Raw genomic sequence first — 526 nt, 5'->3', positions numbered from 1 at the left:
CGTTTTCATTCAGATCCAGCAGCAGCGGTGAGCAATCGGCCATCATCGGAATGAACTGCTCATAGCCGACCCACGCGGAGTCAAACAGGATGTAATCACACAGATGACCAATTTTATCGACCACCTGACGGGCGTTGTAAATCGTCCCGTCATAGGTGCCTAACTGAATGACCGCCAGGCGGAACGGGCGGGCGTCCTGTTGGCGATTCGGCGCCACTTCTGCCACCAGTTCGCGCAGATAGCGTTCTTCGAAGCAGTGGGCGTCGATACCGCCGATAAAGCCGTACGGGTTACGCGCGGTTTCCAGATATACCGGTGTGGCCCCGGCTTGCAGCAGCGCGCCGTGGTGGTTGGATTTGTGGTTGTTACGGTCGAACAGCACCAGATCGCCTGGGGTCAGCAGCGCGTTGAGCACCACTTTGTTGGAAGAGGAGGTGCCGTTGAGAACGAAGTAGGTTTTATCAGCATTAAACACTTTCGCTGCGTGCTGCTGGGCGATACATGGCGCCCCTTCGTGGATCAGTAG

At 56.7% G+C, this 526-nt stretch carries 1 pseudogene; it reads right to left on the bottom strand.

The window, feature by feature from the left end:
- Positions 1 to 526, bottom strand: a pseudogene (locus tag AACX88_RS17590) (ornithine decarboxylase); the annotation flags it as partial.

The sequence above is a fragment of the Brevibacterium metallidurans genome (assembly GCF_037101285.1).
Lineage (GTDB): Bacteria > Actinomycetota > Actinomycetes > Actinomycetales > Brevibacteriaceae > Brevibacterium > Brevibacterium metallidurans.
Note: the sequence above shows the minus strand (reverse complement) of the source record. Positions and strands in the feature narration are given on the sequence as shown.